Raw genomic sequence first — 24362 nt, 5'->3', positions numbered from 1 at the left:
CCGTCCGCCGGGCGGTAGCGCCGCGGCAGCGATCATGCCGGGAGCGGAGCGACACACGACGACGGGGTGACGATGAGCGGTGCCGGCGACGGCGGCGGGCGGGTCCCGGCCGCGTTCCTGCTCGGGCGTCCCGGGCGGTGGCCGGGCGGGCGCACGGTGGACCGGGCCCTGCGGGCGTGCACCGGCACCGGCCTGCACCCGGCGGCGGACCAGGTGCACGCGGTGACCGACGGCCTGTTCCCCGCCGATCCCCTCGCCGAGCGGTTCGCCGACGAGGTCCTCGACCGTCCCGGCGGGCGGGCGATGCTCGACGCCGCGCTCGGCCCCGGCGGGGTCGCCGCCGTCCCGGACGCGCCCGAGGCGATGCGCGCACTGTTCGCCGGGTTCGAGCGGACACCGGACTGGGTGCGTCCCGAGCTCGTCGAGCGGGGCGCCGCGGTGTGGCGGCGCTGGGGCACGATGCTGTTCGCCGTCGCCGGGAGCACCACCCTCGAGATGTACACCGAGGCGGCCGTCGCCACCCCCCTCTCGCTGGCAGGCGGGTACGCCGGGGACAACGCCCGGCGGCGTTTCTTCGAGACCGTCCGGTTCTGGATCGACGTCTCCGAGCCCGGTGCGCTGTTCACGCCCGGCTCGGCGGGCCGGTCGACGGCCCTGCGGGTCCGGGTCATGCACGTCGCGGTGCGGCGCCGGGTCGCGGGCCACCCCGAGTGGGACGAGGACCGGTGGGGCGTCCCGATCAGCCGGACCTGGCAGATGATGACGCTGCTCGGCGGCAGCGTCGCCCCCGCGCTCGCGCTGTGGCCGCTGGGCCATCTGACGAGCCCGGCCGAGATGCGGGCGCTGCTGCACTTCCAGCGCTACCTCGGGCACCTGCTCGGGGTGGAGCCGCGCTGGTACCCGGAGACGGTCGCCGACGCCGTCCGGTTGCTGCTGCTCGTGCTCGACGCCCGCTCCCGCGACTCCGGCGCGCACGGCGCCGAGCTGATCGAGTCGTTCCCCGCCGGGTTCGCACCGGCCCCGGGCCGGACGGGGGCCGACCGGCTGCGCGGCGTCTACACGCACGGTGTGCACGCGGGGTACGCCTGGCTGTGGACGGCGCGCCGGACCTGGCGGGCGCACCGCATGCCCTCGCCGCTGCCGTGGATCGCCGTCCCGCTACTCCGGGCGCCGTTCGTCGCCGCCGCGGAGCTCGCGGGGCACCTGCTCCCACCGGTGCGGCGGGCGCTGGAGCGGCGCGGTGCGCGGCACCGGGAGCGCTGGTACGCGCGTTACGCCCGCGGCCACGTCGCGGCCTACGAGGCGACCTCCGGCCTGCGCCGCTGACGGGGACGGTCGCCCGGGTCAGCGCGGGTCGAGCGCGGCGACGAGCCGGTCCAGCACGGGTGCCGCTGCCCGGAGAGCCTCGGCGTCGCCCGCGGGGAGCCCGGCGAGGGCCCGCTCGATCCGGTCCGACCACGCCGCGTCCAGCAGCTCGCGGTGCCGGAGCGCCCGCGCCGTGGGGTGCAGCAGGGCACGCCGCCCGTCCGCCGGGTCCGGACGGCGTTCGACGAGATCGCGCCCGAGCAGCGACCGCACCGTGGTGCTGACGTTGCTGGCCTGCAGCCCGAGGGTCCGGGACACCGCGGAGACCGTGCTCCCCGGACGGGCGCAGACCGTGCGCAGGACCTCGTGCTCGGATCCGGTGATCGCGTCCGGCCTGACGGCCCGCTCCCCCACGCTGCGCAGCACCCGGGACAGGTCGTGCACCGCGGTGGCGAGCCCCGGCCAGTCACCGGTCACCGGTTGCGCGTCGACATCCGTCACATCCGCCAGTGTACCGCGGAATTCATATCTATATTCATAGGTACCTGACGGAAGGAGAGCCGATGACCGGCCACACCGACGCCGTGACCTCCCCGGCACCCGAGCGGGGCCGGCACGTCCCGGACGGTGTCTGGATCTGCGTGCTCGCCCTGCTCACCGCCGTGGCCCCGCTGGCCACCGACATGTACCTGCCGGTCCTGCCGGACGTCGCGGCCGACCTCGGTGCGTCGGCGTCGGCCGCCCAGCTGACGCTGACGGCGTTCCTCGTCGGCCTCGCGTCCGGCCAGCTGGTCATCGGCCCGCTGTCCGACGGCTGGGGCCGGCGGCGGCTGGTGCTGGCGGGCACCGTCCTGCTGTTCCTGGCGAGCGTCGCCGCGGCGTTCGCGCCCTCGGTCCCGGTGCTCGTCGCCGCCCGGTTCCTGCAGGGCTTCGGCGGTGCGGCGGGCGTGGTGCTCAGCCGGGCGATGATCTCCGACCGGACCTCCGGCGACCGCACCGCACGGCTGTTCTCGCTGATGATGGCGATCAACGGCATCGCCCCGGTGGTGGCGCCGGTGCTCGGGAGCTCGCTCGGCGGCCCGATCGGCTGGCGCGGCATCTTCGGGGTGCTCGCCGCGCTGGCGCTGGTGATGCTGGCGTCCTCGGCGCTCGCCGTGCGCGAGACGCTGCCGGTCACGGCGCGCAGCGCAGGCGGGCTGCGGCGCACCCTCTCCGACGTCCGCGCCCTGCTGCGCCGCCGCCGCTACGTCGGCTACGTCCTCGCGTTCGCGACCGCCTTCGCGATGATGTTCGCCTACATCTCCGGCTCGCCGTTCGTGCTGCAGCAGACGCTCGGCCTCTCGACCACCCAGTACGCGATCGCCTTCGGGGTCAACGCGATGGGCCTGGTCACCGGCAGCATCGTCAGCGGACGGCTGTCGTCGCGGATCGCCCCGCGCCGCCAGCTGGTCACCGCCGTCGGCCTGCTCGTGGTGCTCTGCGCCGCCCTCACCGTGACGGTGCTGCTGGGCGCGGCCCGCTGGCCGGTCCTGGTGCTGCTGTTCGGGATCCTCACCACCCAGGGCTTCGTGCTGGGCAACAGCTCGGCACTGGCCTCCGGAGAGGTCCGCGACCGGGCGGGCACCGGGTCGGCGCTGCTCGGCGCCACCCAGTTCGGACTGGGCGCCCTGGTGTCCCCACTGGTCGGCTCCAGCGCGACGGTGATGGCGGTGGCCATGCTCGTCGCCGCAGCCCTGTCGGCCTCGACGCTGGCGACGCTGACCCGCGGCGCCCCCGTCAGGGCGCGGTGACCTCGACCGGGAGTCCCGGCTCGGTGAAACCGAGCGTGACGGCGCCGGGTACGGCGGCGTTCGCGCTCTGCTCGCCGGACGCCGGGCCGGCCGGCTCCAGGCGCAGCTGCACCAGGCGTCCGCGGTCCGGCTGCGCCGCGTCGGGTGCCCCGAGCCACGCGGTGAACCGCGGGGTCGGCGAGACCAGCCCGGACAGCTCGTCGACCCGGGTCGCCGTCGCCGGGTCGGGAGCGGCGGCACGGGCGGCGGCCAGGTCGACGGTCCCGGTGTAGCGCACCGCGGGCACGCCCTCGACGTCCTCGGCGCCGGGCTGCGCGACGACGTCACGCAGGCCCGCGGTCGCGTGCAGCGCCCCGGTCACGGCACCGACCGGGAGCAGTCCGGTGGACAGCGCCTGCCAGCCCGGCGATCCGCCGAAGCGCACCCAGGCGTCGTCACCGAGGACCCGCACCTGCGCCCCGCGGGTGCCGAGATCGACGGTGAGGTCGGCGGCGAAGGGCTCGAAGCGCGCGGGCCCGGTGGCCCGCAACGGCCCGGTCGGCCCGTCCAGCCCGACGGTGGCCCGGGCCGAGCCGGCGTCGGCGAGTGCCCGCGCCGCCGCCGTCACGGTGTCCTGCGGCGACGGCGCGGGTGCCGCGGACGGTCCGGGCGCGGTGGGACCGCCACCGGTGCACGCGGTCAGTGCCAGTGACAGTGCCAGGACGAACCCGAGCAGGGCGGCGAGCGGCCGTCCACGGCCGCGCCGCGCGGTCACGCCCGTCACGCCTCGTCGGCCTGCTGGCGGCGCCAGCGGATCCCGGCCTCGATGAAGTCGTCGATCTCGCCGTCGAGCACCTGGGAGGGGTTGCCCTCCTCGTGCTCGGTGCGGAGGTCCTTCACCAGCTGGTACGGGTGCAGGACGTAGTTGCGCATCTGGTTGCCCCAGGACGAGCCGGAGTCCTTGAAGGAGTCCATGAGCTCGCGCTCCTCCTGTCGCCGCCGGTCCAGCAGCTTGGCCTGCAGCACGACCATCGCGGACGCCTTGTTCTGCAGCTGCGAGCGCTCGTTCTGGCAGGCCACCACGATCCCGGTGGGGATGTGGGTCAGCCGGACCGCCGAGTCCGTCGTGTTGACGCCCTGGCCGCCCGGCCCCGACGCGCGGAACACGTCGGCGCGCAGGTCCTTCTCGTCGATCTCGACATGGTCGGACGACTCCACGACGGGCGCCACCTCGACCCCGGCGAACGACGTCTGGCGGCGGCCCTGGTTGTCGAACGGCGAGATCCGCACGAGCCGGTGGGTGCCCGCCTCGACCGAGAGCGTGCCGAACGCGTACGGCGCGTGGACGGCGAAGGTGGCCGACTTGATGCCAGCCTCCTCGGCGTAGGACGTCTCGAAGACGTCGGTGCCGTAGCCGTGCCGCTCGGCCCAGCGCAGGTACATGCGCAGCAGCATCTCGGCGAAGTCGGCGGCGTCGATGCCCCCGGCCTCCGAGCGGATGGTCACCAGCGCCTCGCGCTCGTCGTACTCGCCGGACAGCAGGGTCCGGACCTCGAGCGACGCGATCTCGCTGCGCAGCCGGGCGCGGTCGGCGTCGGCGACGGCGACGGCGGCCTGGTCGCCCTCGTCCTCGGCGAGCTCGTAGAGCACCGGGAGGTCGTCGAGCCTGCGGCGCAGGTCGTCGAGCCGGCGCAGGTCACCCTGCGCGTAGGCGAGCCGGCTGGTGATCTTCTGGGCCGCCTCGACGTCGTCCCAGAGGTCCGGCCGGCCCGCCTGCTCGGAGAGCTCCTCGATCTCCTGGCGCAGCCGGGGCACGTCGGCGACGGCCTCGATGCTGGACAGCGTGGTGTCGAGGTCCTTCAGGTCGGCCTGGACGTCGGGGTTCACGTCGACCGAGGGTACGCGGGGTGTGACGCGCACCCGGCGGCTCCCCCGCCGACCCGCACCGGGGCCTCAGTCCACCGGGACGGCGTCGATCAGCTTGATCATCGCCCGGGTGTGCGCGACGGCGAAGTCGGCGACCGGACGTTCGTAGGGGTCGTCGGTCGCGCGGGCGGCGGCGCGCGCCTCGGCCAGGCGCTCGGTGTAGGCCTCCCGGGCCGACCGCAGGAGCTCGGTGCGCTGCTTCACCGTCAGCGACCCGGCGTGCAGCAGGCGCAGCACCATCGGGCTGCGCACCGCGTCGGCTTCGCCGCCGGACGCGAGCCAGCCCTTGAACGCACGCTTGCCCGCCGCCGTGATGACGTACTGCTGGCTGGCCCGCGGCCCCTGCTTGCCCAGCCGGAGCAGGCCCTCCTCGGTGAGCACGGGGAGCTCCCGGTAGACCTGGCTGCGGGTGACCGAGAAGTACAGCCCGAAACGCTCGCCGGCGGCCGCGACGAGCTGCCCGCCGGTCATCGGGCCACCGTGGAGGAGGCCGAGCAGGGCGGCGGCGGTCGCGTTGACCGCTGTGACGGGGGCCATCGTGCGACGGTCCCACGCGCGGGCCCCGCGCGCGAGTCCACTCAGCACATCTGTGCAGGGCACGCGGCGTCCGGGGGATCCACTGTGCGCAGTTCGGCCCCCCCCCGGGCCGCGCCGCCGGACGCCGCCTGCGCTCAGACCGTCAGCGTCGCGATCCGCTCGCGGTGGACGGCGACGTCGCCGTACTGCCCGGCGAGCCGCTTGGCGCGCTTGTAGAAGAAGTGCGCCTCGTGCTCCCAGGTGTAGCCGATGCCGCCGTGGTACTGGATCATCGCCGCGGTCGCCTGCAGCGCCACCTCGCTCGCCTTCGCCTTCGCGACGGAGACCGCGAGATCGGCCTCGGCGGGATCCAGCACGCCGGCCGCGGCGCTGTCGGCCGCGTGTGCGGCGTAGAGCGACGCGTGCTCGGCCATCGTCACGCCGACGTGCAGGTCGGCCAGCGCGTGCTTGATCGCCTGGAACGACCCGACCGGCACGCCGAACTGCTCGCGGTCGCGGTCGTAGGCGACCGTGCGGGTCAGCGCCTCCCGGGCGATCCCGACGAGATCGGCGGCGACCAGCACGGTGGCCCGGTCGGTCAGCTGCTTCTGCAGCTCGACCGTCGCGCCGGGCAGCGCCTCGGCGGTCCCGCCGGACAGCGCCGCGAGCCGGGTGGTGCCGTCGTAGCTGCCCACCGGCGTCGCGGTCGCGCCGGTCAGCAGGGACAGGCCGGCCAGGTCCGGATCGGACGGCCCGACGACGACGTCGGCCTCGGCCCCGTACTCGACGGCGGGCAGCCCGCCGGCGACGTCCCCGCGGTGGGAGACGGCGCCGACCGCCTCGCCCGCCGCGAGCTTCGGCAGCCAGGCGCGGCGCTGCTCGTCGGACCCGGCGAGCCGGATCGCCTCGGCGGCGAGCACGGTGCCCCGCCACGGCCCCGGCGCGACGCCTGCGCCGAGCGCACGGGCGATGACCTGGGCCTCGACCAGGCCGAGCCCGAGCCCGTCGTGCTCCTCGCCGACGGTGACGGCGAGCCAGCCCTGCTCGCCGGCGGCCGCCCACAGCGACGCCGGGTTGCCGTCGGCCACGCCGCCCTCGACGACCTCCCGGACGGCGGCCAGGTCGAACCGCTCGGCCAGGTAGTCGCGGACGGCCTTGCCGAACTCCTGCTGGTCCTCGGTGAGTGCGAAGAACATGCCGGTGCCCCCTACCGCGGCAGGCCGAGCACGCGCTCGGCGGTGATGTTGCGCTGGACCTGGGACGAGCCGCCCCAGATGGTGACCGACCGGGACCACATCGCCTGGCCGTGCAGCGGCCGCAGGTCGGTGCCGTCCGGCAGGGTGTCGAGCGTCGCGTGCTCGCCGAGGATCCGGTCGTAGACCTCCCAGAGGTCCTGGAACGCCTCCGACCACTGCAACTTGGTCATCGACGCCTCGAACCCGAGGTCACGGCCCTGCTCGACCTGCGTGAGCACGTGCATCGAGTGGAGCTTCAGGCACTCCAGCTCGGTGAGGACGCGTGCGAGGTCGTCGCGGACGACCGGGTCCGTGTCGCGGCCGAGCGTGCGGGCGACGGCGGCGATCTCGTCGTACTGCCTGCGGAACTCGGTGTACTGCGAGATGCCCGACGCCCCGCGCTCGAACGACAGCAGCAGCATCGCCGTGCGCCAGCCGTCGCCGATCTCGCCGAGACAGTCGGCGGCCGCCACCCGGGCGTCGTCGAAGAAGACCTCGCCGAACTCGCTGGCGCCGCTCATCTGGCGCAGCGGGCGGGCGGTCACGCCCGGCTGGTCCATGTCGATCAGCAGCATCGAGATGCCGCGGTGCTTCTCCGAGCCGGCCTCGGTGCGCACCATGGTGAAGATCTTGTCGCCGTGCACGGCGTTGGTCGTCCACACCTTCTGCCCGTTGACGACGAAGTCGTCGCCGTCGCGGACGCCCTTGGTGGACAGCGCCGCGAGGTCGGACCCGGCGCCGGGCTCGGAGAAGCCCTGGCACCACACGACCTCGTTGCGCAGCAGCGGGCCGATGATCTCCTTCTTCTGCGCGTCGGTGCCGATCGCCATGACGGTCGGCGCGAGGAAGGTCAGGCCCAGCGGGTTGACGGTGCGCGGTGCGTGGGCGCGGACCATCTCCTCGTCGTAGATGGCCTTCATGCCGGGCGTCCCGCCGCGGCCGCCGTACTCGGTGGGCCACTGGATGCCGGCGAAGCCCGCGTCGGCCTTGTCGCGTTCCCAGTCACGGCGCAGCCGGAAGCTCTCGTCGTCGTCGAGGGACTCCCAGAACCCGGGCCGGGTCCATTCCTGCGGGATGTTCGCCGAGAGCCAGGAGCGCAGCTCCGAACGGAACTCCTCCTCGGCCGCGGTGAAGGTCAGGTCCATGCGTTGCACCCGTTCTGCGTGAGGTCGGCACTGTCCCTCTCCGCAGCCTTGCATACTGGCCGGTAACCTGCCTACCCGGCGTGGCGCGTGGCCGGACCGGTATGCAGGGAGTAGCATTCGGGTATGCGCAGCGAGCGAGTCACGGTGACGCTGCCGGCCGAGCTGGTAGCGGAAGCACGGGACGCGGTGTCCCGCGGATCGGCGGCGAGCCTGTCCGCCTATGTGGCGGAGGCCGTCCAGGCCAGACAGGACAGGGACCGTTCCCTGTCCGCACTGGCCGACCTCTACGGCGGCCCACCCCCGGCCGACGAGCTGGACGCGGCCCGGCGCTCCCTGCGCCCGGGCACGCCCGTGGCCGTCGGCGCACGATGATCGGCGGGCGGGTCCTCGACTCCTCGGCCCTGGCGGCGTTCGCCACCGGCCGCCCCGTCTACATGCGCGCCCTGGTCTGGGCCGCGGTGGAGGAGCACATCGTGCTCGCGGTGCCCAGCGCCGCCCTCGGCCGCGCCTGGTCGATGGTCGAGCCCGAGCACCACGCGGCACTCCAGGTGCTGCTCGGCCTGCCGAACACGGTCATCCAGGAACTGTCGCCCGAGGGCGCCCAGGAGGCTGGGCTGCTGCTCGCCTCGCAGGGTCTCGACGACATCGTCACCGGCCAGGTCGTCACGACCGCACGGCGCCGGGGCTGGCCCGCGGTGACCGGCGACCCCGGCACCCTGCGCAAGCTCGACCCGATGGTGCCGATCGAGGAACTTCCCTGATCAGGACCCGTTCTCGTCACGCAGGCGGGAACGAAGGCGGGTCAGCTCGCCGTCGGTGAGACCGTGCGCCTGCAGCCAGGCGACGGGGCCGCCGTGGCGCTCGTCGAGCATCCGCAGGAACGTCTCCATCACCTCGGGCCGGGGCCGGTGCCGGTCCAGCTCGTCGGCCGGCGGCATCTCCTCACCACTGACGGAGGTCCAGCGCCGGAACAGGGCGTCGATCCGGGTCGCCGAGAGCACGTAGTCGGCCACCACGTCGGCGCGGGCGACCCCGACCGCCGAGGCGATCAGCGCGACCAGCACCCCGGTGCGGTCCTTGCCCGCCGCGCAGTGCACGACGGTCGCGCCGGCCTCCCGCTCGGCGACCCGGCGGACCCCCGACACCACGTTGGCCGCGCAGTCGCCCAGGTACGCGAGATAGTTGGCGACCATCGGGTCGGCGTCGTCGCCGAGCTCGGGGAGCCCGCGGCCGGTCTCGGGGATGAAACTCAGCCGGTGCACCTCCACCCCCGCACCCGCGAGCGCGCCCGCCCCGAAGACGAGGAGCTCCTCGTCCTTGCGCAGGTCCAGTACCTGGACGACGCCGTACTCGCCGGTGAGGCGGGCGACGTCGGCCTCGCTGAGCCCTTCCAGGGATTCGGTCCGGAGCAGGACCCCGGACCGCACCCGGCCACCGCCGTCCAGCGGGAGCCCACCCACGTCCCGGGCATTGGCGAGGCCGTCGAAGGTCAACCAGCGGTCCGGCACGAGATCCGTCACGCCCGTCAGCCTAGGTCGCCCCGCCCGACGACCGGACCGGCCGCGACGAGATTCACCGGGTGTGCACCGGAGGTCTGCGCAGGGCCGGGGGCAGGCGACGGGCGCCGTCGCCCTGGACCGAGGCCGCGTCGCCGGGGTTGACCAGCCGGCACGACGTCATGGACAGGCATCCGCAGCCGATGCAGCCGTCGAGCCCGTCGCGCAGCGCCGTCAGGGCCTCGATCTGCTCGTCGAGGCGGCTGCGCCAGGCCCGGGACAACCGCGACCAGTCGTGCTTGGTGGGCGTCCGCTCGGCGGGCAGCGCGTCGAGCGCCGACCGCACCTCGTCGAGCCCGACGCCGATCGACCGGGCCGCCCGGACGAACGCCAGCCTGCGGAGCACGCTGCGCCGGTAGCGGCGCTGCCCGCCGGAGGTCCGGCTCGCCGAGATCAGGCCCTCGCGTTCGTAGTAGCGCAGCGCGGAGTGCGGGAACCCGCTCCGCTCGACGATCTCGCCGATCGTCAGGAGATCGCTCGACTCCATCCCCTCCGCCACCTCTCCGGCCCCGTCGCGGCGCCGCCGGACGTCCCGGCGGCCGTCCTCCGACACTGAAGCTCGCTTCAGTATCAGCCGTTCGTCGCGGGTCCGCCACCTGCGGCGACCGCCGTCCGCCGTTGTGGATCAGCCGTTGATCGGGTTGCCTCCCCCCGGCCCTTCAAGATCGATTTCTCGGTGAGCGGTGCCTGCCGCGCGCCGACCGACACCCCCGGGGCTGGACCCGTCCGGCGGGGCCCTCTACGGTGCTTCACAAGTCATCACGGCCCGATCACGAGCGGGCCAGGAGCCGGAATCCCCGACCGGCTCGCCCGGGACCCCCGACCCGGCCGCTCGTACCGGAGCCGTCCGTTGATCGCGAAAGGGCCATACCCTTGTCAGGACACCGCTCCCCCGGTGGCCGCCGCGTGTTCCCCCGACCCGTGGCGACCGCACCCGCAGCGAAGGCCGCTGCCCGAGCCACCCGTCCGACGGCGCACGCCGTGGACGGCGCCCGCGGCAGTGCCGCGCGGCGCGCCGGAACCCGCACCGCGGCGGCCGGCGCGACCTTCGGCGTCCTCGCCTCCGGCGCGTTCGCCGCCGTCGTCCCGACCACGCTGGACGGGACGAACACCGCGGCCGACGCCGAGGAGACCACCCAGCCGACCACGCTGGCCGCCTTCGAGACCGGCATCCCGTCGTCGGCCCCCGCGGTCGACGGCAGCCCCTCGGGCTACTTCAGCCCGGTGTCCTTCGAGCACTCCGGTGCCGCCACGGGCGCCCTCCAGGCCGCGGCCCCCGCCGACGACGCCGACCTGGCCTCGCTGGGCAAGGCCCACGAGATCGCCGGGAAGATCGCCGAGGAGCACCGCAAGGCGGCCGAGGCCGAGGCGAAGAAGAAGGCCGAGCGCGCCGAGATCGAGAAGCTCATCTCGAAGGGCGGCCTCGACAGCTGGATCGCCGAGGCCCTCGACCACATGGGGATGTCCCAGTCGTACGCGACGGGGCTGAAGCAGATCATCCTCAAGGAGTCGAACGGCAACCCCGACGCCATCAACAACTGGGACTCGAACGCTCTGGCGGGCAACCCGTCCGAGGGCCTGATGCAGGTCATCCCCTCGACCTTCGAGGCGTACGTGCACCCCGACTTCGCCGACCGCTCGGTCACCGACCCGGTCGCGAACATCACCGCGGGCGTCCGCTACATGATCGACCGCTACGGCCTGGACACCCTCGACGCCGGGGGCCGGACCGGCTCGCACGGCGGCTACATCGGATACTGACTCCGGTCATCCACGACACGGCGACGGCGGTCGGCAGGTGAACCTGCCGGCCGCCGTCGTCGTCGTGGTACTGCCGGGAAAGTAATATCGGCCTTTACTTTCCCGCCCGAGAGGAGCGCGTAGCTCGTGACGTCCCCCGGTGGAGCCGGCCCCGCCCGTACCGAGACGGCCACGCGGTCCCGCTTCCGGCCCGAACTGCAGGGCCTGCGGGCACTCGCGGTGGTGCTGGTGGTCGTCTACCACGTGTGGGTCGGCCGTGTCTCCGGTGGCGTCGACGTGTTCTTCCTGATCACGGGCTTCCTGATCGTCGGCGGGCTGTACCGGGCGGGCCTGCGCGGCGGGGTCGACGTCCTGGCCACCTGGAAACGCCAGCTCTCCCGGCTGCTGCCCGCGATCACCGTGGTACTCGCGGCGGGCGCGTTCCTGCTGCCGGAGAGCCGGTGGATCCCGACGGTCCGCGAGACCGTCGCCTCGCTGCTGTTCGTCCAGAACTGGGAACTGGCCGCGAACGCGGTCGACTACGCGGCCCGCAACGACGCCGCGAGCATCGTCCAGCACTTCTGGTCGCTGTCGATCCAGGGGCAGTTCTACCTGGTCGCACCGCTGCTCGTGGCCGGCGTCGTGATCGCCTCGCAGCGGGACCGCGCGGACCTGCACACCCGGCTCACCGGCACGTTGCTGGTGGTCGGCGGCGCGTCGCTGGCGTACTCGGTGTACCTGACCGTGGTGAACCAGCCGCTCGCTTACTTCCACTCCCTGACCCGGGTGTGGGAGTTCGCGCTCGGCGGCCTGCTCGCGCTGTGGATCTCCCGGATCGAGGGGCGTCCCGAGCTCACCGCCGGGGCCCGGATGGCGCTGGGCTGGCTCGGCGTCCTGGCGCTCGTGTCGTGCGGGGTGCTGCTGCAGGTCGACCGGGCGTTCCCCGGCTGGGCCGCGCTCTGGCCCACGGTCGCGGCCGCGCTGGTGATCGTCGCCGGACGGTCGGGGCACCCGCTGGGCGCCGACCGCCTCCTGGCCGGCCCGCTGCTGCGCTCGATCGGGGACCTGTCGTTCCCGCTGTACCTGTGGCACTGGCCGATCCTGGTGCTGGCGCTGGTGTACACCGGCGACGAGCGGCTCTCGCTCGGTGCCGGGGCCGTCGTGATCGGTGTGTCGTTCGTGCTGGCCTGGCTCACGCACCGGTTCGTCAAGCGGCCGATCGCGGCCCTCGACGTCCGGCACTCGCTGCGCACCGGCCTGGCGCTGGCGCTGGTCGTGCTGGTCGGTGCGGCCGGCTAGTTCGGCGTCGCCACCGCGCGGGCGTCGGTGCAGGTGGAGGCGGGCTCGCCCACCCATCCCGGGGCGGCCGCACTCGCTCCGGGCTTCGAGTACGCCGGCCTGGCCGACACCGATCCAGCCACCGCCCCGGCCGCCGAGGTCGACCTCGCACCGTCGCTGGTCGGCGCCCCGGACGACTGGAGCTACCACCGCGGCACCTGGGACTGCGGCCCGCTCCAGCGCGACGGCGTCGAGATGCAGTTCTGCACGATCCCGCCGCCCGGTGACGCACCCCCCGAGCGCCGGATCGTGGTGATCGGCGACTCGCACATCCAGCAGTACGTGGCCTCGCTGATGCCGGTCGCCGCACAGCGGCACTGGGAGATCATCGGGATGTTCCGCGGGGCCTGCCCGTTCTCGACCGGCTCCGAGACCGATCCCGCGGACGAGGGCTGCACCGCCTTCAACGCCGCGGCCGCCGCGGAGACGGCGGAGCTGAGGCCGGACGCCCTACTGACGCTGGCCACCCGCGACGTCCGCCCGGGGCTCACCGAGTCGACGCCGCACGGGTTCGTCGACGCCTGGTGGCGGATGCACGACGCCGGGGTGCCGGTCGTCGCGGTCCGGGACAACCCGCGCCCGCCGTTCTTCGTCCCGGAGTGCATCAGCACCCAGGGCCGGCACGCGGAGGGCTGCGCCCTCGACCGGCACGACGTCTACCCGACGCTGCCGCCCTACGCCGCGCTGCCGGACGTCCCGCCGAACGTGTCCTTCATCGACACCGCTCCCGCGATCTGCGAGCAGGACCGGTGTCCCGCCGAGATCGGCAACGTGCTGGTCTACATGGACGACAACCACCTGACGGCGACCTACGCCGAGACGATGGCCCCGGTGTTCGCCGACCACTTCGAGAGCAGGCTGGGCTGGTGACCCGCGGCTAGGACGGCCGTGCGCGGTGCCCGTCGACGGAGACGACGTCGCCGCGCTGCAACTGCGCGCCGCGACGGTACTCGGGTTCGCCGTTCACGGTGACGAGGCCGGCCTCGAGCAGCTCGCGCGCGTGCCCGCCGTCCTCGGCCAGGTTCGCGAGCTTGAGGAACTGCCCGATGCGGATCGGCTCCTCACGGATCGGCACGTCCTGCGGGGTGGTCATGGGCCCATTCTGCGCGCCGTAGCATCCTGCGGCGTGGGTGACCACTACTTCAGCGCCACGCCGTCCGTCGCGAGCCGTCCCGGTTCGGTCCGGCTGCACACCGCCGGTGTCGATCTCGAACTGTCGACCGACACCGGCGTGTTCTCGCACGGCCGCATCGACCGGGGGACGAAGGTGCTGCTCGACGCGGCCCCCATGCCCGAGGTCCGCGGACCGCTGCTGGACGTCGGGTGCGGGTACGGCCCCGTCGCCCTCACGATCGCCGCACGGCGCCGCAGGCTGCCGGTGTGGGCCGTGGACCTCAACGAGCGCGCGCTGGGCCTCACACGGGCCAATGCGGGCGCCGCGGGGCTGGGGAACGTGACGGCCTGCGTGCCCGACGACGTCCCCGGCGACCTGTCGTTCGCCGGCATCTACTCGAACCCGCCGATCCGCTCGGGGAAGCCCGCCCTGCACGAGCTGCTGCTGCGGTGGCTGCCACGGCTGATGCCGGGCGGCCGCGCGTACCTCGTGGTCGCGAAGAACCTCGGCTCGGACTCGCTGCACCGGTGGCTGGAGGCCGAGCAGGGGTTCCCGACGACCCGGCTGGTCTCTGACAGGGGCTACCGGGTGCTGGAGGTCGCGCCGCGCGAGGCATGAGCGCCACGGCCGATCCGGCCCGCACACGACGAAGGGCCCCGGGAGATCCCGGGGCCCTTCGCCTGCGTAGTAGCGGGGGCAGGATTCGAACCTGCGACCTCTGGGTTATGAGCCCAGCGAGCTACCGAGCTGCTCCACCCCGCGCCGTCCGGAACCTCAGCGGCTCCGTCTGTGTTGTAGGAACAACTCTACCCCGACCCCCGAACGCCCCCGCAGGCACCCCCTCCGGGCCGGCGCACCCCGCCGAGATGCGGCTCAGCGCGAATCGTCGATCTCCGGAGAACGCTCGGCTGCATCTCGGCGAGGTCCGCCCGGGCACGACCGGGGCCGGACACGACGATGGCCCCCGGGATCTCCCGGGGGCCATCGTCTGCGTGGTAGCGGGGGCAGGATTCGAACCTGCGACCTCTGGGTTATGAGCCCAGCGAGCTACCGAGCTGCTCCACCCCGCGCCGTCCGGAACCTCAGCGGTTCCGTCTGTGTTGTGTCACCACAGTACCCCTGCGGTTCCGGCACCCCGCGAGGGGGGTGCCGGAACCGGACCGGTCAGCCGCCGGCGTTCTGGAACGCCGACACCGCGCGGTCGAGCTCGGCCAGTGCCTCGCCCTGCTTGGCGAAGTCACCGCTCTGCTGGGCCGCCTTGAGTTCGTTCAGCGCCGTGCGGATCTCCTGCGCCGCGCCGGCCTGGGCCGCGTTCGGCGCTCCCGGGGTGGCGGGAGTACCGGGCGTCGCACCCTGTGCCGGTGTCTGCGGAGCCGGCTGGCCCGGTGTGGCCGCCGCACCACCGGCGCCCGCACCGGCACCGGCACCGAACACCTGGTCCAGTGCGGCGGACAGGCTGGCGTCGTAGCCGACCCGGCCGCCGTAGCTCACCAGCACGCGGGCCAGCTGCGGGTAGGACGAGTCCTGCCCGGCCCGCTCGATGTAGACCGGCTCGACGTAGAGCAGGCCACCGGCCACCGGGAGGGTGAGCAGGTTGCCGTAGTCGATCGTGGTCTGGTTCTGCCGGAGCAGGTTCAGCTCCTGCGAGACCTCGGGCGACCCGAGGAACTGCGCCTGGACCTGCTGCGGGCCGAGCGTCTGTGTCTCGTTCGGCAGCTGGAGCACGGTGATCTGGCCGTAGGTGTCCGGATCCGAGCTGGCGGAGACGTAGGACGCCAGAAACTGCCGTCGCAGGCTCACCAGCGCGCTGGTGAGCTGGAACGACGCGCCGTCCTGACCGGGCAGCCCCGCGTAGAGGTAGTACGGCGGTTGCGCGTCCTGCGCCCCACCGTTGCCGCCGCCCTGCACGGTCGGGTCGGACGGGACGTCCCAGAACGAGACCGTCGAGAAGAACTCGCCAGGGTTGTCGACGTGGTAGCGGGTCAGCAGCTCACGCTGGACCTTGAACTGGTCCTCCGGGTACCGCAGGTGCGCCTGCAGGTCCGGGGTGATCGCCGACCGCGGCTCGACGGTGCCGGGGAACGCCTTCTGCCAGGTCTGCAGGACCGGGTCCTGCTCGTCGAAGGCGTAGAGCTTCACGGTGCCGTCGTAGGCGTCGACCGTGGCCTTCACCGAGTTCCGCAGGTAGCTGACCGTCTCGTTCGGCAGCTGCTGGCCGCCCGGGCCGATCCGCGAGTCGGACGTCGCGTCGCCCAGCTGGACGCGCTCGGCGTACGGGTAGTCCTGCAGCGTGGTGTAGCCGTCGACGATCCACTGGATCCGGCCGTCGACGACGGCCGGGTACGGGTCGTTGTCCAGCTTCAGCCACGGCGCCACGGCCTGGACGCGGTCCCGCGGGTTCCGGACGTACATGATCTTCGACTGGTCGTTGATCGAGCTGTTGAACAGGATGTTCCGCTCGCCGTAGGCCAGTGCGAACACCACCCGGTCGAAGATCCCGCCGATCGGGACGCCGCCCGCGCCGGTGTAGGTGTACTGCGCCTCGTCGGAGTCGTACTCGCGCGGTGCGGTGCCCTGCTCGGCGCCGACGATCGAGTACTGGTTGTCGAGCAGCTCGCCGTAGTAGATGCGCGGCTGGTCGACCGGGATCCGGCCCTCGGTCTGGGTGTCGCTGACGCTGAACAGCGGCAGGCCGCCCTGGCCGCCCGTGTCCTCCAGGGCCGCGTTGACCTGGTTCGCCGGCGCCGAGACGAAGCCGTTGCCGTGCGTGTAGACGAGGTGCCGGTTGATCCAGTCCTGCTGGTTGCCGACCAGGGCGTTCGCGTCCATCTCGCGGGCCGCCACGACGTAGTCGCGGGTCTCGCCGCCGACCGTGTACCGGTCGATGTCGAGGTTCGGTGCGAAGCCGTAGAAGTTCCGGCGCTGCTGCAGCTGGGTGAACGTGCGGTTCAGCTTGCCCGGGTCGAGCAGCCGGATGTTCTCGACGGTGTCGGTGTCCTGGCGGACCTGCGCGGGCGTCGCCTCCGATTCCCCGGCGTAGGGCTGGATGTCGACCTTGTCCGGCCCGATGCCGAACGCGTTCCGGGTGGCCTCGATGTTCCGCTCGATCGACGGCGCCTCGCGCTCGTTGGCGTTCGGGGCGACGACGAACTGCTGCAGGACCAGCGGGAACGCGGTGCCGACCAGGATCGACGAGATCACCAGCATCACGACGGCGACCGCCGGGATCTGCAGGTTCTGCCGGAACGCGGCGACGAAGAACGCCAGCGCACAGATCACCGCGATGATCAGCAGGATCAGCTTCGCCGGGAGCACCGCGTTGAGGTCGGTGTACGTGGCCCCGAAGAACGTCTGGGAGTTGCGGTTCGACCAGAGCAGGTCGTACCGGTCGAACCAGTAGGCGACCGCCTTGAGCAGCACGAACACACCGGCGAGGACGGCCAGCTGGGCCCGTGCCGCGGTGGAGACGAACCCGGAGCGGCCGGACAGCCGGATGCCGCCGAACACGTAGTGCGTGACCAGCGCCAGCACGAAGCAGATCGCGACGGCGACGAACAGCCAGTTCAGCGACATGCGCAGGAACGGCAGGGTGAAGGCGTAGAACGAGATGTCGTTGCCGAACTCGGGATCGGCCTGCCCGAACGGCGTCCCGTACAGGAACATCTGCACGGTCTGCCACTGCACGGGCGCCGCGAGGCCCGCCACGACGCCGATCACCACGGGCACGCCGACGGCGAACAGCCGCAGCCGCTGGATGATCGTCGTCCGGTAGCGGGCGACCGGGTCCTCCGGACCGGAGACCGGCACGAAGACCGGCCGGTACCGGTAGGCCAGCCACAGCGTCAGGGCGACGAGGCCGCCGACGACGAGACCGACGACGCCGAACAGGACGATCTGGGTGAACAGCCGGGTGAGCTGCACGCTCCGGAACCCGACCTCCCCGAACCACAGGTAGTCGACATAGAAGTTCAGCAGCCGCGAACCGCCGAGCAGAAGCACTACGAGGACGCCCGCGGCGACCAGCAGGATCCGGGTTCGGCGGGTCAACGACGGCGCTCCCACAGGGGGCCGCATGGACGACACGGGCACGCTCCACAGCTCGGTGACGACTCGGAAGACACGGCCGGCGGGGAGCGACGGCGCGGTTCTCCGCGTCCAACTCTACGGAGCGCGCGTGAGTTCCCGGTTGAGCCCCGGCGTGTCGGTCGTTTTCGTGCTGGAAACGACATATCGGGCAGACCGCCACGTCCCTCGCGGACGGCGTCGATGCAGGCCCGGGCCGGGGTCGCCCGCGCCGGACGGCGCTCCCGACCGTAGGCTGCCGCGCGTGGGCGTTCGATCTTCGACGTGGGTGACGGCACTGCTGGTGCTGCTGGGACTCACCGTCGTCGGCTCGGTGGTGCCCGCCCCCGTCGTGGCGCTCGGGCCCGGCCCGACCTTCGACACCCTCGGCGACGCCAACGGCACACCCGTCGTGTCCGCCCAGGGGCTGCCGACCTACCCCACCGAGGGCCACCTCAACATGACGACCGTCGGCGTCACCGACGGCATCTCGACGATGACCGCGCTCGGGATGTGGGCGTCGGGCACCTACCGGCTGGCCCCGCGGTCGTCGCTCTACCCGCCCGGCGAGAGCACCGAGCAGGTCACGGCACAGAACCAGCAGGAGTTCGACGGGTCGATCGCGAACGCCGAGGCCGCCGCGCTGACCCATCTCGGCCTGCCGACCCGGGTGACGGTCGGTGCGCTGACCGACGGGTCGCCGTCGTCCGGGGTGCTGGAGGCCGGCGACGAGATCCGCGCGGTGTCCGGGACGCCGATCCCGTCGGTGCAGGCGCTGCTCGACGCACTCTGTGCGGCCCGGCCCGGTGAGCCCGTGACCCTGTCGGTCGTGCGCGGGCGCGCGGCCCCGCGCGACGTGACGGTGACGCCGTCGGCCCATCCCGAGGACCCGGCCCGGGCCTTCCTCGGGATCACCCCGGCCACGTCGCCCGCGGAGGGCCAGCGGCTCTCGATCACCCTCGGCGACGTCGGGGGCCCCTCCGCCGGGCTGATGTTCAGCCTCGCCCTCGTCGACAAGCTGACCCCCGGCCCGCTCACCGGCGGCCGGTTCGTGGCCGGCACCGGCACCATCGACGCGGAGGGCCGGGTCGGCCCGATCAGCGGCATCCGATTCAAGATGATCAAGGCGCAGGAGGTCGGTGCGCAGACGTTCCTGGTACCGGCCGCGAACTGTGCGGAGGCGGCCGCCGAGGGGCCCGACGACCTGCAGCTCGTGAGGGTCGGGACCCTCGACGAGGCCGTCGGCGCACTGGAGACCCTGAACGACGGCGGAACGCCGCAGGGCTGCTCCTAGTTCCCGTCTCCGCCCGTGGCGAACTCGCCCGCGACCAGCGGCATCGGGTCCGCCGACCCGCGTACGGTAGGGCGCATGAGTGACATCCCGTTCGGATTCGGCCCCGCCGACCGCGACCGCGACAAGGACGACGCGTCCGGCCCGGGCGACGGTACGGGCGGTCAGGACGGTGGCCGCGGCGGCGAGCCCGACGGCCCGCAGGATCCGTTCGGCTTCGGCTCGCACCCGCAGTCGTCCGACCCGGCGGGCGGGCAGTCCGGGGGCCAGCAGAACCCGTTCGCGGCGTTCGGCATGCCCGGGATGCCGGGCATGCCCGGGATGCCGGGCGGGGCCGGCGGCCAGTTCGACATGAGCCAGCTCGGGCAGATGCTGTCCCAGCTCGGCCAGATGCTCAGTCACGCCGGCACCGGCTCCGGCGACGGCGGCCCGGTCAACTACGACCTCGCCGCCCAGCTGGCGACCCAGCAGCTCGCGCAGACGACGTCGTCGCTCACCGACGACCAGCGCCGCGCCGTCTCCGAGGCGGTCCGGCTCGCCGAGCTGTGGCTGGACCCGGCGACGTCGTTCCCGTCCGCGGGCGGCGAGGTGAAGGCGTGGACGCCCAGCGACTGGGTGCGCGCCGGCATGCCGACCTGGAAGCGGCTGTGCGACCCGGTCGCCAACCGGCTGTCGTCGGCGTGGGTCGAGGGGCTGCCCGACGAGGTGCGCAACGCGGCCGGTCCGATGCTCGGCATGCTCGGGCAGATGGGCGGCATGGCGTTCGGCAGCCAGCTCGGGCAGGGACTGGCCCAGCTCGGCAAGGAGGTGCTGACCTCCACCGAGCTCGGCATCCCGGTCGGCCCGGAGCGCACGACGGCGCTGCTGCCCGAGGCGATCGCGCGGTTCACCGAGGGCCTCGACCGCCCGGCCGGCGAGGTCACGCTGTACCTGGCCGCCCGCGAGGCGGCACACCAGCGACTGTTCACCCACGTGCACTGGCTGCGGGAGCGGCTGCTCGGCGCGGTGGAGGACTACGCGCGCGGCATCACCGTCGACACCTCCCGGATCGAGGAGCTGGCCCGCGGCATCGACCCGTCGAACCCGGAGTCGATCCAGGAGGCCATGCAGTCCGGCATGTTCGAGCCGGAGGACACCCCGGAGCAGAAGGCCGCGCTGGCCCGGTTGGAGACGCTGCTCGCGCTCATCGAGGGCTGGGTGGACGCCGTCGTCGCCGAGGCGCTGGCCGACCGGCTGCCCGGCGCGGAGGCGATGCGCGAGACGATGCGCCGCCGGCGCGCGTCCGGCGGGCCCGCCGAGCAGGCGTTCGCCACGATCGTCGGCCTGGAGCTGCGGCCGCGGCGGCTGCGCGCCGCCGCGGAGCTGTGGAAGCTCCTCTCCGAGGAGCGGGGCACCGAGGGCCGGGACGCCGTGTGGGCGCACCCGGACCTGATCCCGTCCGCAGACGACCTGGACGACCCGGCCGCGTTCGTCCGTGGCACCTCCGGCGAGGGCGTCCCGGACGACCCGATCGCCGAGCTGGAGCGGCAGATGGCCGCCGACGCCGAGAAGGAGTCCGGTGCCCGGGGCGACGACACCGGTACACCGGGCTCCGAGGACCCGGACGCCGACGGCCCCGGCGAGGGCCGTCGCGAGTCCTGACCCCGCCCGGCCGGCGGCTCCCGGTCGCCGCGACCTGGTCGTCCGGGATCTCCGGGGCGGGCGCCTCGTCCTCGGTGGCGGGATCGCCGTCCACCCCGCTGATGCCCAGCGCCGCCGCCGCGTTCAGGCCCTCGAGGTAGCCGATGGCCCGCTCGGTGCGGGGATAGCGGTACACCCAGGACCAGAAGACGTCGTCGTGCGCGGCGGACAGCAGGTGCGCGAGCTCGTGCACCAGGACGTAGTCGACGACCCAGCCGGGCGCGTCCCGGAGCCGTTCGCTGACCCGGATCGTGCGGTCGTCCGGCGTGCACGACGCCCACCGGGTCCGCATCGTCGGCACCCAGCGGATCGACACCGGTTCCGCGCGCCCCTCCAGCCAGCGCTTCGACAGCTCCCGGCCCCGGGTCATCAGCGCGTCGTCGCCGCTGCGGCCCGGCGACCGGCGCCGGGCCTCGCTGGCCTCTATACGCTTGACCATCTCGGCGACCCAGTCGCGTTCCTGCTCGGCCGTCATCCAGCCGGGGATGAACACGACGACGCGGTCGCCCTCGCGCCGCGCACTGACCATCCGCTTCCGGCGGGCACTGCGACGGACCTCGACCGGGGGGCTAGCCATGCCCCCAGGGTAGGCCGCCGGAGCCACCGGGGTGAGCCGCCGGTCGGGCGCGGCGCTCCCGCCGGTCACGGCGCCGCCGGTGGCTTCCGCGCACCACCGTTGCTCCTGCGAACCTCCGTGTGGATCCCGTCCGGGCGCTCGCCGGATGCGTCACCGTGACGCGATGACCGCACCGCCCGGATCACCCGGCCTGCCCGGGAGGCTCGTCCTCGCGCCGCACCTCGGGGCGGTCGCGACCGGCCCACGTACCCGACGGATCGGCTCCGGTGCCCGCGGCCGCGTCCTCGACGACCTCTCCCCCGCCGCCGTCGCCGCGCTCGACCGGCTCGCGGACGGTCCCTGCGCCACCGGCGACCTGCTGGCCGGTGCACCGCCGGGCCCGCACCGCAGCGCGCTGGCAGGGCTGCTCGGTGTGCTGTGGCGGGCCGGGCTCCTGGCCGACCCCGATGCCGCCGACCGTGTCCGGCGGCACCGCGGGACCACGCTGGTCGAGGTCCGCGGGGACTCGGCGACGGCAGTCGCCGTCGTCGCCGGGCTGACCGCGACCGGGATCGGGCAGGTGCATCCACGGGTGACGGGCCCGGTCGGGCCGGATGACGCCGCAGCCGGGTTGCCCCGGGCCGATCTCGGCCGGGCGCGCGACGAGGCGCTGCACGATCTGCTCCGGACGGCGGGGGTGCGTACCGGGCCGCCGGGCCGGGTGCCGCCGGACCTCGTCGTGCTGGCGGGCGCGCCGGAGCCCGGGCCGGACGGCGCCGTCGAACACCTCGTCGTCACGCTCCGCGACGGCCACGGCGTCGTCGGGCCGCTGGTGCTGCCCGGCCGCGGGCCCTGCCTGCGCTGCGCGGGCGCGGCCGCAGGCGTCCCCGGTCCCGGCCCGCGGACGGCCGAGCCGCACGTCGTCGCCGCGACGGGGGCGCTGGCCGTCGGGCAGGTGCTGGCCGCGCTGGACGGTCCGCTGCTCGGCGGTGCGCCGCCGGCGTCGTGGGCCGCCGAGCTCGAGATCGACCCCGCCACGGCGGCGATCACCGCCCGTGCGCTCCATCGGCAGCCGGACTGCCCGTGCGGCGGCACCACCGCGGCGTGCGAACCCCCCGCCGTGGGGTGGACAATCATGGTGTGAGCGACATTCCCCGACGCACGGCCGCACGGACCGTCAAGCTCGCCGGCCTGCCGCTCGGCGTCGCCGGCCGGGCGGCCGCCGGCTTCGGGCGCCGGCTCACCGGTGGCGACCGCGACGAGATCTCCGCCCAGCTCGCCGCGAAGAGCGCCGAGCAGCTGTTCGCCGTCCTCGGTGAGCTCAAGGGCGGCGCGATGAAGTTCGGGCAGGCACTGTCCGTGTTCGAGGCCGCCATCCCGGACGAGTACGCCGAGCCGTACCGCGAGGCGCTGACGAAGCTGCAGGCCGCCGCCCCGCCGATGCCGATGGACGACGTCGACTACATGCTGACCCAGCAGTTCGGCCGGTCCTGGCGGTCCCGCTTCTCAGAGTTCGACGAGGACCCGGCCGCCTCGGCCAGCATCGGGCAGGTGCACCGCGCGGTCTGGAAGCGCGACGGCCGCGAGGTCGCCGTCAAGGTGCAGTACCCGGGCGCGGAGGAGGCACTCCGCTCGGACCTGCGCCAGCTCGGCCGGATGAGCCGCATCCTCCAGCCACTGGTACCCGGGATGGAGATCAAGCCGCTCGTCGAGGAGCTCCGCAGCCGGATGGAGGAGGAACTCGACTACCGCGACGAGGCGACCTACCAGCGGGAGTTCGCCGCAATCTACGAGGACGACCCCGAGGTGAAGATCCCCCGGGTCGTCGGCTCGGCACCGAAGGCCGTCATCACCGAGTGGGTGCAGGGCCGTCCGCTGGCGTCGGTCATCCGCGAGGGCTCGGTCGAGGAGCGTGACCACGCCGGCGGCCGGCTGGCCCGGTTCCACTACTCCGCGCCGGACCGGGCGCACCTGCTGCACGCCGACCCGCACCCGGGCAACTTCGGCATCCTCGACGACGGCAGGCTGCTCGTCCTCGACTTCGGCGCGGTCGCCCGGATGCCCGACGGCATGCCGCCCGAGCTGGTCGCGATGACCAAGTACGCCCTGGAGGGCCGGGACGGCGACCTGATGGCGCTGATGCAGTCGGCGGGTTTCGTCCGCAGCGGTGCCCGGATCGACCAGCAGCAGGTCCTCGACTACCTGGCGCCCTTCACCGAGCCGCTGGAGACAGAGGAGTTCCACTTCAGCCGCCGCTGGATCCAGCGTCAGGCCGAGCGGGTCGGCGACCTGCGCAGCCCGGACGCCGCCATCGGCCGGGCGCTCAACCTGCCGCCGCGGTTCCTCCTGGTCCATCGGGTGACGATGGGGACGCTGGGCATCCTCTGCCAGCTCGACACCCGGGTGCGGCTGCGCGAGATCGTCGCCGAGTGGCAGCCGGAGATGTTCCGGCCGGACGCCCCGACGGGCTGACCTGCCGGGGCGCACCTCACCCGCGCCGGCGCAGGCCGTCGAGGGTCCGTTCCAGGGCCGCCCGCGCGGCGGCCCGGTCGGCGGTGGTCGTGCCCGGCCCGGCCAGCCACATCGCGAGCTCGTTCATCGCCCCCGACAGCAGGCGGGCCAGCGGCTCCACCGGCTGCGGTTCCAGCTCGCCGAGCCCGACCAGCCCGGCCAGCGCCTCGGCGAGGTGCCGGCCGGACGTGCGCTCGTCGATCTCCCGCCAGACGGGCCAGCCGAGCACGGCGGGCCCGTCGACCAGCATCACGCGCGCGGTGCCGGGCGCGGTGCTGGCATCGAGGAAGGCCCGGCACCCGGCGACGAGCCGGTCCCACGGGTCCTGTTCGGCCCGCGCCGCCTCCACCACGCGCTCGGCGACCCGGGCCTGCACCCGTTCCAGCACCGCCCCGAACAGGGCGACCTTGCCGTCGAACTGGTGGTAGAGCGCGCCCTTGGTCACCCCGGCGCCCGCCACGACCGCCGGGAGCCCGACGGCGCCATAGCCCTGCCGGGCGAACAGCCGCTCCGCCTCGTCGAGCAGAGCGTCACGCGTCCGCGCACGCTGCTCGGCCCGCACCCCCACCACACACCTCCGGTTCACGGATCCTCGATTGACGTACCGAGGGTACGCCA

At 73.8% G+C, this 24362-nt stretch carries 23 protein-coding genes, 2 tRNA genes and 1 pseudogene; 12 read left to right on the top strand and 14 right to left on the bottom strand.

Annotation, left to right across the window (positions count from 1 at the left end; all coding sequences use genetic code 11):
* Positions 1-72 precede the first annotated feature (72 nt).
* The gene (locus tag Ae150APs1_RS20605; RefSeq protein ID WP_249266409.1) at positions 73-1326 is read left to right on the top strand and encodes an oxygenase MpaB family protein; all 1254 of its coding nucleotides are present in this window, start codon (positions 73-75) and stop codon (positions 1324-1326) included.
* Positions 1327-1344: 18 nt separating this feature from the next.
* Here Ae150APs1_RS20605 and Ae150APs1_RS20600 read toward each other — a convergent pair whose 3' ends face one another.
* Positions 1345-1806 (bottom strand): MarR family winged helix-turn-helix transcriptional regulator, encoded by a 462-nt coding sequence (locus tag Ae150APs1_RS20600; protein ID WP_212567236.1) that lies wholly within the window; start codon positions 1804-1806, stop codon positions 1345-1347.
* Positions 1807-1868: 62 nt separating this feature from the next.
* Between Ae150APs1_RS20600 and Ae150APs1_RS20595 the strand changes: the two genes are divergently transcribed.
* Entirely contained in the window at positions 1869-3095 is a 1227-nt protein-coding gene (locus Ae150APs1_RS20595; RefSeq protein ID WP_170918113.1) for a multidrug effflux MFS transporter, read from the top strand.
* Here the strand turns inward: Ae150APs1_RS20595 and Ae150APs1_RS20590 are convergent.
* The 5 genes from Ae150APs1_RS20590 to Ae150APs1_RS20570 all read right to left on the bottom strand — a co-directional run bounded on the left by Ae150APs1_RS20590 (position 3082) and on the right by Ae150APs1_RS20570 (position 7896).
* Complete coding sequence (locus Ae150APs1_RS20590; RefSeq protein WP_075299696.1) at positions 3082-3858, bottom strand: hypothetical protein; 777 nt, start codon at positions 3856-3858, stop codon at positions 3082-3084. The two genes, Ae150APs1_RS20595 and Ae150APs1_RS20590, sit on opposite strands and share 14 nt — an antisense overlap.
* Positions 3855-4961, bottom strand: a complete 1107-nt coding sequence (gene prfB, locus Ae150APs1_RS20585; protein ID WP_075302343.1) for a peptide chain release factor 2 — start codon at positions 4959-4961, stop codon at positions 3855-3857. Before prfB ends, Ae150APs1_RS20590 begins: the two co-directional genes overlap by 4 nt.
* A gap of 66 nt (positions 4962-5027) precedes the next feature.
* On the bottom strand, positions 5028-5537 hold the full coding sequence (locus Ae150APs1_RS20580) for a helix-turn-helix transcriptional regulator (RefSeq protein ID WP_010225095.1): 510 nt from the start codon (positions 5535-5537) through the stop codon (positions 5028-5030).
* Positions 5538-5671: 134 nt separating this feature from the next.
* Positions 5672-6712: an acyl-CoA dehydrogenase family protein gene (locus tag Ae150APs1_RS20575; RefSeq protein ID WP_075299694.1), complete on the bottom strand. Its 1041-nt coding sequence runs from the start codon at positions 6710-6712 to the stop codon at positions 5672-5674.
* 11 nt (positions 6713-6723) lie between these two features.
* The gene (locus Ae150APs1_RS20570) at positions 6724-7896 is read right to left on the bottom strand and encodes an acyl-CoA dehydrogenase family protein (RefSeq protein WP_060573851.1); all 1173 of its coding nucleotides are present in this window, start codon (positions 7894-7896) and stop codon (positions 6724-6726) included.
* Between the two features lie 123 nt (positions 7897-8019).
* Here Ae150APs1_RS20570 and Ae150APs1_RS20565 point away from each other — a divergent pair, with 123 nt between their 5' ends.
* Complete coding sequence (locus Ae150APs1_RS20565) at positions 8020-8268, top strand: hypothetical protein (protein ID WP_010225088.1); 249 nt, start codon at positions 8020-8022, stop codon at positions 8266-8268.
* Complete coding sequence (locus Ae150APs1_RS20560; RefSeq protein WP_010225087.1) at positions 8265-8657, top strand: hypothetical protein; 393 nt, start codon at positions 8265-8267, stop codon at positions 8655-8657. Before Ae150APs1_RS20565 ends, Ae150APs1_RS20560 begins: the two co-directional genes overlap by 4 nt.
* On the opposite strand, the gene Ae150APs1_RS20555 is transcribed toward Ae150APs1_RS20560, so the two are convergent.
* Both Ae150APs1_RS20555 and soxR read right to left on the bottom strand, forming a co-directional pair.
* Positions 8658-9416: a tyrosine-protein phosphatase gene (locus tag Ae150APs1_RS20555; protein WP_075299692.1), complete on the bottom strand. Its 759-nt coding sequence runs from the start codon at positions 9414-9416 to the stop codon at positions 8658-8660.
* Between the two features lie 52 nt (positions 9417-9468).
* Positions 9469-9939: a redox-sensitive transcriptional activator SoxR gene (soxR, locus tag Ae150APs1_RS20550; protein ID WP_029239221.1), complete on the bottom strand. Its 471-nt coding sequence runs from the start codon at positions 9937-9939 to the stop codon at positions 9469-9471.
* 494 nt (positions 9940-10433) lie between these two features.
* Between soxR and Ae150APs1_RS33800 the strand changes: the two genes are divergently transcribed.
* The 3 genes from Ae150APs1_RS33800 to Ae150APs1_RS33790 all read left to right on the top strand — a co-directional run bounded on the left by Ae150APs1_RS33800 (position 10434) and on the right by Ae150APs1_RS33790 (position 13400).
* Complete coding sequence (locus Ae150APs1_RS33800) at positions 10434-11213, top strand: transglycosylase SLT domain-containing protein (protein ID WP_010225076.1); 780 nt, start codon at positions 10434-10436, stop codon at positions 11211-11213.
* Between the two features lie 126 nt (positions 11214-11339).
* Positions 11340-12491, top strand: a complete 1152-nt coding sequence (locus Ae150APs1_RS33795) for an acyltransferase (RefSeq protein ID WP_249266408.1) — start codon at positions 11340-11342, stop codon at positions 12489-12491.
* Between the two features lie 27 nt (positions 12492-12518).
* Positions 12519-13400, top strand: a complete 882-nt coding sequence (locus Ae150APs1_RS33790; protein WP_249266407.1) for an SGNH hydrolase domain-containing protein — start codon at positions 12519-12521, stop codon at positions 13398-13400.
* A gap of 7 nt (positions 13401-13407) precedes the next feature.
* Here Ae150APs1_RS33790 and Ae150APs1_RS20535 read toward each other — a convergent pair whose 3' ends face one another.
* Entirely contained in the window at positions 13408-13623 is a 216-nt protein-coding gene (locus Ae150APs1_RS20535) for an RNA-binding S4 domain-containing protein (RefSeq protein WP_010225072.1), read from the bottom strand.
* Positions 13624-13656: 33 nt separating this feature from the next.
* Between Ae150APs1_RS20535 and Ae150APs1_RS20530 the strand changes: the two genes are divergently transcribed.
* Positions 13657-14262 carry a methyltransferase gene (locus Ae150APs1_RS20530; RefSeq protein WP_075299690.1) on the top strand — a complete coding sequence of 202 codons (606 nt, stop codon included), beginning with the start codon at positions 13657-13659 and terminating at the stop codon, positions 14260-14262.
* Between the two features lie 70 nt (positions 14263-14332).
* On the opposite strand, the gene Ae150APs1_RS20525 is transcribed toward Ae150APs1_RS20530, so the two are convergent.
* The 3 genes from Ae150APs1_RS20525 to Ae150APs1_RS20515 all read right to left on the bottom strand — a co-directional run bounded on the left by Ae150APs1_RS20525 (position 14333) and on the right by Ae150APs1_RS20515 (position 17718).
* A tRNA-Met gene (locus Ae150APs1_RS20525) sits at positions 14333-14406 on the bottom strand.
* 231 nt (positions 14407-14637) lie between these two features.
* Positions 14638-14714 (bottom strand) — tRNA-Met (locus Ae150APs1_RS20520).
* 94 nt (positions 14715-14808) lie between these two features.
* A complete protein-coding gene (locus Ae150APs1_RS20515; RefSeq protein WP_075302341.1) occupies positions 14809-17718 on the bottom strand; it encodes a UPF0182 family protein in 2910 nt (969 codons plus the stop codon).
* 277 nt (positions 17719-17995) lie between these two features.
* On the opposite strand from Ae150APs1_RS20515, the gene Ae150APs1_RS20510 reads away from it, so the two are divergent.
* Together Ae150APs1_RS20510 and Ae150APs1_RS20505 are read left to right on the top strand one after the other, a co-directional pair.
* Positions 17996-19000 carry a S16 family serine protease gene (locus Ae150APs1_RS20510; RefSeq protein ID WP_083680262.1) on the top strand — a complete coding sequence of 335 codons (1005 nt, stop codon included), beginning with the start codon at positions 17996-17998 and terminating at the stop codon, positions 18998-19000.
* 75 nt (positions 19001-19075) lie between these two features.
* Entirely contained in the window at positions 19076-20638 is a 1563-nt protein-coding gene (locus tag Ae150APs1_RS20505) for a zinc-dependent metalloprotease (protein WP_075299688.1), read from the top strand.
* Positions 20639-20813: 175 nt separating this feature from the next.
* On the opposite strand, the pseudogene Ae150APs1_RS34685 reads toward Ae150APs1_RS20505, so the two are convergent.
* A pseudogene (locus tag Ae150APs1_RS34685) lies at positions 20814-20969 on the bottom strand (M48 family metallopeptidase); the annotation flags it as partial.
* A 448-nt stretch (positions 20970-21417) separates the two neighbouring features.
* Here Ae150APs1_RS34685 and Ae150APs1_RS20495 point away from each other — a divergent pair.
* On the top strand, positions 21418-22377 hold the full coding sequence (locus tag Ae150APs1_RS20495) for a hypothetical protein (protein ID WP_075299686.1): 960 nt from the start codon (positions 21418-21420) through the stop codon (positions 22375-22377).
* Positions 22374-23705: an AarF/UbiB family protein gene (locus tag Ae150APs1_RS20490; protein ID WP_075299684.1), complete on the top strand. Its 1332-nt coding sequence runs from the start codon at positions 22374-22376 to the stop codon at positions 23703-23705. Before Ae150APs1_RS20495 ends, Ae150APs1_RS20490 begins: the two co-directional genes overlap by 4 nt.
* A gap of 16 nt (positions 23706-23721) precedes the next feature.
* Here the strand turns inward: Ae150APs1_RS20490 and Ae150APs1_RS20485 are convergent, their stop codons facing one another.
* Entirely contained in the window at positions 23722-24330 is a 609-nt protein-coding gene (locus Ae150APs1_RS20485) for a TetR/AcrR family transcriptional regulator (protein ID WP_249266405.1), read from the bottom strand.
* Between the last annotated feature and the right edge of the window lie 32 nt (positions 24331-24362).

Source organism: Pseudonocardia sp. Ae150A_Ps1, from assembly GCF_001932315.1.
GTDB lineage: Bacteria > Actinomycetota > Actinomycetes > Mycobacteriales > Pseudonocardiaceae > Pseudonocardia.
Note: the sequence above shows the minus strand (reverse complement) of the source record. Positions and strands in the feature narration are given on the sequence as shown.